This is a genomic window from Lonsdalea britannica, from assembly GCF_946477055.1.
Taxonomy (GTDB): Bacteria; Pseudomonadota; Gammaproteobacteria; order Enterobacterales; family Enterobacteriaceae; genus Lonsdalea; species Lonsdalea britannica_A.
On record NZ_CAMKXG010000005.1, the window covers coordinates 23167 to 34974 of the forward strand.

11 protein-coding genes are annotated in these 11808 nt (G+C 55.2%); 5 read left to right on the forward strand and 6 right to left on the reverse strand.

All coding sequences use genetic code 11. The features are described 5' to 3' along the window. Positions 1–43 precede the first annotated feature (43 nt). Positions 44–796 carry an amino acid ABC transporter permease gene (locus Q7O77_RS01055; protein WP_304162549.1) on the forward strand — a complete coding sequence of 251 codons (753 nt, stop codon included), beginning with the start codon at positions 44–46 and terminating at the stop codon, positions 794–796. A 1-nt stretch (position 797) separates the two neighbouring features. Then, positions 798–1514, forward strand: coding sequence for an amino acid ABC transporter permease (locus Q7O77_RS01060; protein ID WP_094108156.1), 717 nt, complete (start codon positions 798–800; stop codon positions 1512–1514). 4 nt (positions 1515–1518) lie between these two features. On the opposite strand, the gene yieH is transcribed toward Q7O77_RS01060, so the two are convergent. Continuing rightward, a complete protein-coding gene (gene yieH / locus Q7O77_RS01065) occupies positions 1519–2193 on the reverse strand; it encodes a 6-phosphogluconate phosphatase (RefSeq protein WP_304162557.1) in 675 nt (224 codons plus the stop codon). Between the two features lie 263 nt (positions 2194–2456). On the opposite strand from yieH, the gene Q7O77_RS01070 reads away from it, so the two are divergent. Beyond that, positions 2457–3794 carry an NCS2 family permease gene (locus Q7O77_RS01070; RefSeq protein WP_085650640.1) on the forward strand — a complete coding sequence of 446 codons (1338 nt, stop codon included), beginning with the start codon at positions 2457–2459 and terminating at the stop codon, positions 3792–3794. 115 nt (positions 3795–3909) lie between these two features. Here Q7O77_RS01070 and Q7O77_RS01075 read toward each other — a convergent pair whose 3' ends face one another. The 5 genes from Q7O77_RS01075 to Q7O77_RS01095 form a co-directional block, all read right to left on the reverse strand. After that, positions 3910–4629, reverse strand: coding sequence for a 4'-phosphopantetheinyl transferase superfamily protein (locus tag Q7O77_RS01075; protein WP_094108158.1), 720 nt, complete (start codon positions 4627–4629; stop codon positions 3910–3912). Between the two features lie 282 nt (positions 4630–4911). Then, positions 4912–5433: a 4Fe-4S dicluster domain-containing protein gene (locus Q7O77_RS01080; RefSeq protein WP_304162564.1), complete on the reverse strand. Its 522-nt coding sequence runs from the start codon at positions 5431–5433 to the stop codon at positions 4912–4914. Then, positions 5430–7436, reverse strand: coding sequence for a formate-dependent uric acid utilization protein AegA (aegA, locus tag Q7O77_RS01085; RefSeq protein WP_304162566.1), 2007 nt, complete (start codon positions 7434–7436; stop codon positions 5430–5432). Before aegA ends, Q7O77_RS01080 begins: the two co-directional genes overlap by 4 nt. Before the next feature lie 466 nt (positions 7437–7902). Next, on the reverse strand, positions 7903–9003 hold the full coding sequence (locus Q7O77_RS01090) for an FUSC family protein (RefSeq protein ID WP_304162569.1): 1101 nt from the start codon (positions 9001–9003) through the stop codon (positions 7903–7905). Positions 9004–9476: 473 nt separating this feature from the next. After that, positions 9477–10400: a DMT family transporter gene (locus Q7O77_RS01095; RefSeq protein ID WP_304162572.1), complete on the reverse strand. Its 924-nt coding sequence runs from the start codon at positions 10398–10400 to the stop codon at positions 9477–9479. Between the two features lie 340 nt (positions 10401–10740). On the opposite strand from Q7O77_RS01095, the gene Q7O77_RS01100 reads away from it, so the two are divergent. Beyond that, a complete protein-coding gene (locus Q7O77_RS01100; protein ID WP_304162575.1) occupies positions 10741–11583 on the forward strand; it encodes a transporter substrate-binding domain-containing protein in 843 nt (280 codons plus the stop codon). Between the two features lie 9 nt (positions 11584–11592). Beyond that, the coding region (locus Q7O77_RS01105; protein ID WP_304162583.1) for a carboxyltransferase domain-containing protein at positions 11593–11808 on the forward strand (216 nt) is incomplete at its 3' end.

The window sequence follows — 11808 nt, forward strand, 5'->3', positions numbered from 1 at the left end:
ATGCTCTCATTCGCCCTCCGCACCGCGGAGGGCATTGTTGTTTATGATGTTTCCTGAAACGATACAACACTGGCTAACGGAGTGGCTGCTGGCGCCGCAATATCTGGCATGGCTGTGGCAGGGGTTCCTGATGACCCTCGGCCTGTCCGCCGCCACCGTGGTCCTGGCCACGCTATTCGGCATGGTGTTGGCCGCCGCTCGCGACAGCCACATGCCTGTTCTGCGTTGGCTGGCTGTTGCCTATAGCGCCCTGTTTCGCAACACGCCGCTGCTGGTTCAGCTATTTTTCTGGTACTTCGGGGCCGGGCAGCTGTTCCCGTCGTCGGTGATGCAGTGGCTGAATGCCCCGCATGAACTTTCTGCGCTGGGAATCGCGCTGCCGTGGCCTTCCTTTGAGTTTCTCGCCGGACTGCTGGGCCTGACGCTCTATTCCAGCGCCTTCATCGCAGAAGAACTGCGCGCAGGAATGGCGGGCGTCGCGACCGGGCAGAAGTATGCCGCGCAGGCGCTCGGCCTGACCGGCTGGCAGGCGATGCGTTATGTACTGTTGCCTCAGGCGCTGCGCATCGCTTTTCCGCCGCTGCTGGGGCAGTACATGAACGTCATCAAGAACTCGTCGTTGGCGATGGCGATCGGCGTGGCGGAACTGTCTTACGCTTCACGTCAGGTGGAAACCGAAACGCTGCGTACCTTTCAGGCCTTCGGCGTCGCTACGGTGTTTTATATCGGCGCCATTGCCCTGCTAGAAGGATGGGGTATGTGGCGTCAACATCGAAAATCGACGGAGGCGCGCTGACATGGACTTTACGATCATCCGCGATAACTTCACCTATCTGATGTGGGGCACGTTTCCCGACGGACCGCTGGGCGGAGCGGCGCTGACGTTGGCGATTAGCCTGATGGCGGGCGTCGCCTCGGCCGTACTGGGCACGTTGCTCGGCATTGCGCTGGCGATGTCCCGGGGCTGGCTGGCCGCGCTACTGGCGATGGTGTTGGGTTTTTTCCGCGCTATTCCGGTCATCATGCTGATTTTCTGGACCTATTTCCTGTTGCCGGTGCTCTTCGGCGTGGATATCCCGGAAATCACCACCGTCGTCTGCGCGCTGGCGCTGATCGCCTCGGCTTATCTCGCTCACGGCGTTAAGGCCGGGATTGTGGCGATTGGCCGTGGTCAGTGGCAGGCGGGGCTGTCGCTCGGCTTTAATCGCTGGCAGACGCTGGGCTATATCGTCCTGCCTCAGGCGCTGCGCATGATGGTGCCTTCGTTCATCAACCAGTGGATTTCCCTGATCAAAGATACGTCGCTGGCGTATATCGTGGGCGTCGGCGAGCTGACGTTTCTGGCGACGCAGGTCAACAACCGCAGCATGGTGTATCCGCTGGAGGTCTTCCTGTTCGTGGCGTTGGTTTATTTTGTCATGTGCCTGGCGCTGGATGTGCTGGCGACCGGCATCAGCCGTCGTTATGGCGGCCGCCGCGTCCCCAAAGTCGCCCGGGGAAAGGCGACGGCCTGACGGCTCAGCGCTCTGAGGTCAACGCAGACCAGCCGCGTTCGCGCCAGAGCGCGGGCAGTTGGCGCATATCGTTGAACTGGGTGACCAGCGGGTGATGAATCGGGCGGTTGAGCGTATCGGCGCAGTAGTAAAATACCGGAATCCCCGCGGAAATGCCTGCTTGTACGCCAGCCTCTGAGTCTTCCACCAAAATACAGCGCTCAATCGCCACCTCCATCTGGTCGGCGGCGTAGTAGAGAATGGCCGGGTCCGGTTTCCAGGTTTGAATGTCGTAACCGCTGTAAAGATGGCCGTTGAAGAAGGGCAGCAGCGCCGTTTTCCCCAGCGTGCGCTGCATTTTACTCACCGGCCCGTTAGAGACGACCGCCGTCGGAACCTGCAATTTTTCCAGCAGTTCACGTACGCCCGGAATGGGCTGTAGCGCCGCGTCAAACAAACGGGCGATCTCGTCGCGATACTCCTGCTCCAGCACGGCCGTGTCTTGCGTCAAATGATAACGTTCGCAGGTGCGGATAATGATGTCGTGAAGCCTGACGCCTTTAAACTCGGCGATGAACTGCTCTAATGCAAGCGATACGTTGTAGGTGGCGAACACATTCACGTAGGCCTGACAGCACAGAACTTCGGTATCGACCAGCGTTCCGTCGCAGTCAAAGAAAACGCACTCAATCTGGGACATGACCTTCCTTAACCGGGGGAGACAAAAGATACCTTTACTTTACTGCACAATGGGACGGTTGTAATCGCTTGTGGCCGCGGGCGAAGGCCGGATTAGCCCGTCCATGCGTCGTGTTCCCGCCGTCATCCTTCCGCCTCTTTCCGCATATTCATAGGATGTCCTTATGGTAGATAAAAAAACGGGGCAACAGCGTCAACCGCTGAGAATTTTGGTATAGGATACCTGACGGATAATCTTTCCCTTTCTTCAGGCTATTATGACTCATGGATAAATCTCAAACTGGCTCCGCGTCTGAGCGTGGGCTGCTGCAACGCGTGTTCAAATTACGTCAGCACGGCACCACGGCGCGTACTGAAACGATCGCGGGCTTCACGACGTTCCTGACGATGGTCTACATCGTTTTTGTTAACCCGCAAATCCTCGGCGTGGCCGGAATGGATACGCAGGCTGTCTTTGTCACCACCTGTCTGATCGCCGCCTTCGGCAGTATCCTGATGGGCCTGCTGGCGAACCTGCCGGTGGCATTGGCGCCAGCGATGGGTCTTAACGCCTTCTTCGCTTTTGCCGTGGTCGGCGCGATGGGCCTTCCCTGGCAGGTGGCGATGGGCGCTATTTTCTGGGGCGCAATCGGTTTCCTGCTGTTGTCCGTGTTCCAGATCCGCTACTGGATGATCGCGAATATCCCGCAGTGTCTGCGTTTGGGGATCGCCAGCGGCATCGGCCTGTTTATCGCCATGATGGGGCTGAAAAACGCCGGGATCATCGTGCCGAATGCGGACACACTGGTTGCGGTGGGTAAACTGACCTCGCACAGCGTGCTGCTGGGCGTGCTCGGCTTCTTCATCATCGTGGTGCTCGCGTCTCGCAACATTCATGCCGCAGTACTGATCTCTATCGTTATCACGACGGCTATCGGCCTGCTGCTGGGTGATGTGAAATATACGGGCGTCTTCTCACTGCCGCCGAGCGTCACTAACGTCGTGGGTCAGGTTGATTTGGCTGGAGCGCTGAACCTCGGACTTTCCGGCGTCATCTTCTCCTTCATGCTGGTTAACCTGTTCGACTCCTCCGGCACGCTGATCGGCGTGACCGAAAAAGCCGGGCTGGCGGATGAAAAGGGCAAATTCCCTGGGATGAAGCGCGCGCTCTATGTGGACAGCATCAGCTCCGTCGCGGGCGCCTTTATCGGTACGTCTTCCGTGACGGCTTATATTGAAAGCTCCTCCGGCGTCTCGGTCGGCGGTCGTACTGGCCTGACGGCCGTGGTCGTGGGCGTGTTGTTCCTGCTGGTGATGTTCCTGTCGCCGCTGGCGGGAATGGTGCCGGCCTACGCCGCAGCGGGTGCATTGATCTACGTGGGCGTACTGATGACGTCCAGCCTTTCCCGCGTGAAGTGGGAAGATCTGACGGAAGCCGTACCCGCATTTATCACCGCCGTCATGATGCCTTTCAGCTTTTCCATCACGGAAGGGATCGCCCTCGGGTTTATCTCCTACTGCGTGATGAAAGCGGCGACCGGACGCTGGCGTGAAATCAGCCCGTGTGTGGTGGTCGTTGCCTTGCTGTTCCTGCTGAAAATTGTTTTCGTGGATGCCCATTGAGGTTTTGCCCTGGCTAAAACGGCTGGGGGCCACGATTGATGCAACGTGTTCAGGACGATAACAGGACGCGGTCCTCTTTCCTGATGACGATAAAAATAACGCGGCGATGGCCGCGTTATTTTTTTTCCGCCGGGTGGCTGGTCAATTTCATAAACCGCGCCGACTGGCGCTGTTGCTGAACAATCTCCGATGTCTTGCTGAGCCCTCCCGCCACCGTGTAGTTCCACAGTACCAGACGGTTTAGCTGAGGCGTCCGCGCGCAGGCCCAGGCCAGATAATCGTCGATGTCGCTCATCGCCTCTACCTCTGGCAAATTCGCCACGCGCAGTCGTCCGGACGCTGGATGAAGCTTCAATGACTCGCTGCCCTCCAGAGTAAACCCCGGTATTTTGAGCACGGACTGGCGGATGACCGCGAGCTGAGAGGCGGCTTCCAGCGGATCGATTTGAGCGTCTACCCATGCCTTTTCCGCCTGCGTTTGCCACACCGCCTGCGGCTGTTGGGACGCCCGTACGTGGACGATCTCCATACTCATTCCCACACTGCCTGACTCGCTCAACAGCAGCCCGATGGTATTTCCCGCGTAGCTCAGGCTGAAGCTGGGCAGGTTGATATCGCTGAAACAGGGGCGGCCATTGGGCGCCGTTGCCAGTGGGGGCAGCATCGGATAGCCAAACAGATAAAACATGAGTTCTGCCAATAACGCCCGGCTTTTCAGATAGCGCTCGCGCCGCTTCATCGAAAAACTTTGCGTTGAGACGATCAGGTCGTCAGACAGGCGTTGCAGACTGGGCAAAACTTCCGTGCTGGTCCACCTGACGAAATGGCAGGTCATAGTTCACTCCATGATAATGACGCAAATCGAGGCGTCCGAGGTTAGCAGAGACGATATAAACGCTGTGATGCTATATATCACAGACAAAAATATTAACTAAGCACAAACTCACGGATTATTATTCAATTATTGGTACTGAAGCTGCTTTCGTCAAAATCCTCTCCCTGCTGCAACGGAGCAAGGAGAGTTACCGTCAGCGGAAGCGCCCGTGAGATAAGGGCGCGGCGTGATGGGATGACGGATCATCTGCTATTGTTTCGCCTGCATACGCCAGAAGGGCGACTATCTGGGCGAATGGGAACGCTCTCCGGCCGACTGCCATTGCCGCTCTTCCCTTTGTCGGCGCAGGGCATCGGGCGTGACCAACCGAAGGGCCGAGGTCGGACACACCCTGACGCAGGAGGGGCCATCGGCCACGCCGTCGCACAAATCACACTTGCGCACTTCGCTGTGGGCGCGGGCGTCTCCCTCCTCTTGCGGCGACGTTACCACCTGAATGGCCCCGAAGGGACACGCGATCACGCAGCTTTTACAGCCGATACAGCGCGAGGATATCACCTGAATGCTGTCGTTCTGCGCAACCAAGGCGCCCTGCGGGCAAGCGCTGGCGCAGGGGGCGTTCTCGCACTGATGGCACAGCACCGGCACGCTGACGTCGGCGCTTTTGATGACCTTGAGCCTGGGGGCGAACGACGCGGTGTTCAGGCTGCTGAGCCCGCCGCCCGTATGGGCGACGGCGCAGGCGATTTCACAGGTGCGGCAGCCAATGCACTGGCTGGCGTCGGCAATCACAAACGCATTCATCGCACTGGCTCCCTCAAATCGACGCGAGAGGCCGCCTCGGCCGTCTGCGGTTCGCACATCGCGTTGATCATGCTGTGCGCCGCCTTACGGCCGTCCGCGATGGCCGTCACCACCAGATCGGCGCCGCGCACGGCGTCACCGCCTGCGAAAATGCGTGGGTGACTGGTCTGGCAGGCTTGGCGGCCGAGCGGTTGAGCTTCGATCTGCCCCCATTTATTACGCTGTACCTGCGCCTCATCCAGCCACGGCATGGCGTGAGACTGAAAGCCGAATGCCGTAATTACCGCATCCACCGGATGGATGAACTCGGAACCGGCAACCGGCTGGGGACGGCGGCGGCCGCTGGCATCCGGCTCGCCCAGCTCAGTGCGGATCAGGCTGACGCCGCAGACTTCGCCCTGTTCATTGAGGCAGATTTTCTGCGGTTGCACGTTGAACATGAATTCCACCCCTTCCTCGCGGGCGTTTTTCACTTCTTTTTTCGATCCCGGCATATTCGCCTCGTCGCGACGATAGGCGCAGGTGACCGACTCCGCGCCCTGACGTATTGAGGTACGCACGCAATCCATGGCGGTATCGCCGCCGCCGAGCACCAGCACGCGTTTGCCCTGCATGGAGATGTAAGGTTCATCTTCCACATCTGGCAGGCCCATCACCCGTTTGGTATTAGCGATCAGGAACGGCAGCGCGTCATAAACGCCCGGCGCGTCTTCGTTATCCAGACCCGCTTTCATGGAGCGGTAGGTGCCGACGCCGACGAAGACGGTATCGAATTCTTCCAACAGCTGCGTCAGCGAAATATCACGCCCGATCTCGGTATTGAGATGGAATTCGATGCCCATGCCTTCGAACAGCACGCGGCGCTGGATCAGTACGTCTTTGTCCAGCTTGAATGACGGAATGCCGAAGGTCAGCAGGCCGCCAATCTCCGGATGGCGGTCGAAGACCACGGCTTTGACGCCGTGACGCGTGAGGACATCCGCACAGGCGAGGCCAGCGGGACCGGCGCCGATTATCGCCGCTCGTTTACCGGTCGGTTTGACCTGACTCAGATCGGGCTTCCAGCCCATTTTCAGGGCGCTGTCGGTGATGTAGCGTTCGATATTGCCGATGGTCGCTGCGCCATAGGACTCTTTGCCGAGCGTACATGCGCCTTCGCACAGACGGTCCTGTGGGCAGACGCGTCCGCAAATTTCCGGCAGGCTGCTGGTGCGATGTGACAGCTCCACGGCTTCCATAATTCGGTCTTCTTTCGCCAGACGCAGGAGTTCAGGAATGTTGTTATGCAGTGGGCAAGTCCATTCGCAGATGGAGTGCTGGCCGCAGGTCATGCAGCGTCCAGCCTGATCGTGGGTCTGTTCCGGCGTAAAGCCCAGGTAGATTTCATTAAACGTGGAAACACGCTCGTTGAGCGGTTTCTTAATGGCGTCCATTCGCGGCCAGCCTTTGCGTTTAGCCAGCAGAGGGGGGCGTGATGGCGTAAAGGCCGGCGCCGCGCGCCAGTTGCCGGGCGCTGAACGTTGCGCCGTCTCGCGCTGTTTTTCCTGACGCTGTTGCTCTAGTGTGTGCTCACTAACTAAACGCAACGCCTGGGTGGGGCAGGCTTCAACGCATGCCTGACCTTCGGCTCGGTCGATACAGAGATCGCATTTGTGCGCGGCTGCGGTATCCGGTGTTTTTTCCGTCGTTTCCACGGATATCGCCCCAAAGGGGCAGGCAATGACACAGGTCTTACACCCGATGCATTTTTTGGCGATGACCTGAATACTGTCCTCTTTTTTCACCAGCGCCTGTGTCGGGCACATGGCGGCGCAGGGGGCGTCTTCGCAGTGATGGCAGGTGACTGCCGTATGCAGCTCGGTTTTACGAAAAACGTGGATACGAGGGATAAAATTTTCCGCGCTTTCAGGATAAGCGCCATTGTTATGGGCAATCACACAGGCAATCTCGCAGGCTTTACAGCCGATGCAGTCCTTGGCGTTTGCGATGATAAACCGATTCATATCTTCTCCCGATAAGATCGTGTTGATGCAGGATGCGGCAATGAATAAAGGCCGATACCGCGTCTTACTTTATCTATAAAATAACAAAAAGTAAGCGCTTGCTTACTTTTTGGGTGACGACCGTCACACTTTTTTAATTGTCCGGCCAGAGCGAAAAGCATGGGGCTGGGGTTGAAGTCCTATCAAGGATAGCGGCTTCGTGGTCTGGCGTTGGATTTTTATCCTAGCGGCTCCCTACCACCACTATTTTGATATAGAACAGAGAATCAAAAAGAAGAATAATCAAATTTATTCAGTATGTTAGCGTATTGAGAGTCATTATCTTGTACGCGAAACCCGGCGTGCGAAAAGGAGAACGATTGCGTGAGGGCTTTCAAAGGTATCTTGAGGCTATCGCGGTCGCTTCACGGCTGGGGCTGTTGCCTCGCCAGAGGAGGGCGCGATCCGCATCAGGAGACGGAGAGCGTTATTCGGCGCGATTCCTGACGCGCAGGTGGACATGCCTGCGATGCTGCGTTTTCATCGTGCTCAGCAGCATGGCCAGCGCATCCAGCTTGTCGATAATTTGGGTGCCCAGATAGAAATAGCCGTAAATTTTGTTCTCAATCGCGATGTCATTTCCGACGTGCTGGACCAGCAGCGTTGACCGCAGTTCCTCCATCACATCCTGTTCGAACTCTTTATGATGAAATTTCTTGATGGCATCCGGATCGTTAATATCGTCGCGAATCAGCGCCTGTAAAAGTTTGAAACGATAGTCGATCGCGTAATTAATTTTCTTCGATAGCGAGGAGGCGCAAATAATATGGTGGCTGACAGGACAGTCCCAGAAGGCTTTTTCTATCAGATTCAGATAAGAAATGATATCGAGAATAGTTTCTTGCAGTGAAGCATAAGTTTTTTTATCTATTCTGGTTTCTTTCTGGGCAGGCGCGGAGAGTTTTAATATATTGGCGATGGTTTTTTTATTAATACTGTTAAGATTTTTTAATTCGGGCCGGTTGAATAAATTACGAGATAAATTAGCGCAGTAAAGCTGATGCAGATTGGATATGAGTTTATACAGTTCTATATTCCAGTGAATACATGCTTTGTGCGGAAAAATACTGGAAAAAATCACGGCAATGACGCAGCCGATAAAGACGTCCGAAATACGCCACAGCGCGATATCCAGATTTCCGCCTGACGCGCTGACGGTCACGGAAAGCGTAATACCAATCAGTATCCCGGCATAAGGAATTTTACTTAATGTCAGGTAGCCGCAGGTGAATATACCGAGGGCGATGATCACGATCATGCCTGGAAAGGAGTACTTACCGGCATAAAACGAGAGAATACCGAAGATGATGCCAATCAAGGTACCGGTCGAGCGCTGGATGGCCCGGGGGTATACGCTGCCTTTATAGGACATCGGGCCCATGATGACGACCATGGTGATCAGGATCCACGAGACGTCTTTGACCAGGTCCAGTTTTGCCAGTAGGAGTAGAGCGAAAATAAAAGAAATCGTTAAGCGCAGCGCATGGGAGATACGATAATATTTATATTGTAAATTCTCTACTTTCATGGTCTTTTCTTTTATAAGCACCCGCTAAATCACCATTAACCTCTGTGTGAAAGTTAATTATCGATCGCAAGCACCCCTTATTTCCACTGGTATGAAATGATGTCATCCAACAACGGACACAGAGGATAGCATCTTTTTTAACTAAAGTTAACAATAGCGCCGCTCGCAAAAACCTAAGCTTGTTCTTATAAGAAGATAAAGCCTCTCAGCTGAGGTAATAAATTGTAAGTCGATGTTTTCCCACAACGCCATACGACATTTCTCATATTCACGATGAATATATTTCTTTTTCGTCGAGGGAAATGTTAATTATTTTAATGGACTGAAGGATAAATAAAAAAAAGAGGGATTACTGTTGAGATGAATGATTCTGCGGTGAAAATATTATCAATCCATCAGGTTATGGCTATTCTCCACGATGACTCAATAAGCCTGATGCGGGGAAAGAGAAAGATTTTTTAATGATCACATCACTAAACGACTGAGCGCCGAATGACCGCTTTCCTCTGCCGCCGTTCGCACCAGACGGTAAAGATACCGGCACAGGCGATGATGGCCGCACCGGCGATGGTGGAGCCTCCCGGCACGCTATCCAGGAAGAGATAACCGATCAGCATTGACCAGACCAGCGTGGTGTAGTCGAAAGGGGCCAGCAGCGAGGCATCGGCGTAGCGCAGGCTTAGGGTAATCAATATTTGCGCCATCCCGCCGAAAAAACCGCAGCCAATCAGCAGCAGGAGCTGGGGATAAGTCGGCATCAGCCAGCCGAAATACAGCGTGCCCAGACCGATAAACATCGTCATCAGCGAGAAATAGAACACGATGGCGCCGGGCTTCTCTACGCCGTTGAGGAAGCGAATTTGTATCGACGAGGCGGCGGTGCAGAGCGCGGCTAGCAGCGCGAAAACGACGCCGATGGCTGAGCCGGTGGCGACGCCGGAGGTGGAGGAAAAGATAGAGCCGCTGGCGCCCAGATACGCCGACAGCATGACAAGGATGCCCGAGAAGCCGACCACGACAGCCAGCCAACGATAAAATCGGACGATCTCTTTTAACAATATCGCCGCCATGATGACGGTAAATAACGGGGCGGCGTAGCTGATGGCGGTCACGTCCGCCAACGAAATATAGACCAGTGCCAGATAGTTAAAATACATACCGCCCGTGCCGGAAAAACCACGGATTAAATGGCCGAAAAGATTGCGGGTTTTGATTAAGTCGAGAATATTGCCTTGAAACTTGAGCCAGATAAGCAGGGGAAATAACGCGACGAACGAACGGAAAAAAATGACTTCGCCGGTTGGGATTGCGCCGTTTAATCCTTTGACGCAGGCCAGCATTAATGTCGCACACAGCGCCGACATTATTTTCAGGAGTACGCCCATTCTGGAATTCATTGTCTATTTTCACTCTTCGGCTGCAATATCGACATTCGCTTTCCTGATGCGGGAAATCGTCCTTACCATAGAGTGACTGTCTTCGCATCCGTTAAGATAATTTCGTTCTGTCTGGATAGTTTTTCCTTATATTTTCCTCCCGTCATACAAATTGCATATCACCACACACGCTTTCCGTCTTATACATCGGCTTTTTTCGCTTCTATAGTCAGACTGCTGGAAGAGTCACACAGAGTGATAGCTGTTATCTCTTTATTTTTAGTAAGTTATTTCATACCGCTTCTGCCGCATTGGCGTCAGAAGAACACTGAATCTTAATTAAAATAGCGGGGAATTCGTGATGAAATTGAAATTGCTTTCGGGTGCCGTATTGACCATGCCTCTGTTGGCGGCGTTGTCACCCGCCGCCCACGCGGATTTACTCGCGGATATCCACGCTCGCGGTCAGTTGAACTGTGCGGTTTACTCCGACGTGCCGCCGTTTTCTTCGCCCGATCCTAAAACGCGTCAGTTGGCGGGGATGGATGTGGATCTCTGTCAGGCGCTGGCGAAGCAGATGGGGGTCAAGGCCAACCTGATGCCGACCTCGATTGAGGCGCGTATCGCCGTCATCGCTACTGGCCGCGCCGATGTGCTGGTGGCCAACCTGGCCTACACCAAAACGCGCGGCAACCAGATCCAGTTCAGCGACCCGTACTATGTGGCGAAAGAGATGCTGGTGGTGAAGAAGCCGAACGAAAACAAAACGCGGGCGGACTTTAAAGACAAACGCATCAGCGCGACCAAAGGCACTACCTCCGAGCAGTCCATCCATCTGGCGGGCGCTAAAGCCGTCACGTTCCAGGATGCGGCCTCTGCTTTCCTGGCGCTAGAGCAGAATAAAGTGGTGGGCTTCGTCACCAACACCATGACCGGCATCAAAATGATTTCTCAGGCGCAAAAAGACGGTATCGAGCTGGGCATGATCAAAGAGCCGATGGCGCTGGAGCCGATTGGCGTTGGTATGAAAAAAGGCGAGCCTGCGCTGCTGGCGGAAGTAAACCGCAGTCTGAAGGCCATGGACGACGCGGGCACGATCGATGCAATCTGGAATACCTGGATTGGGCCGAACACCGAGTACAAGATGGTGCGCGAAGAAAAAGTGCAGCCGCTTTCAAGTCTGAAATTCGAACCGCTGGAATAACTCATGACCATGCTGTCGCGCGACGTGCCGGAGCGCGTCTCCTTGACGCTCGTCAGTCAGGGCGAGCAGGTAAAAGTGTCAACGATTGGCGGTCGGGCCTATCTGGTTGATGCGCCGGGCGATTTCGACCTGCCCGCGCAAAGGCGCATTTGGGCGCTGGCTGCGTTATTGCGGCAACGGGACGATATCGAATCCCTGATCCCCGGCGTGACCAACCTGCTGGTG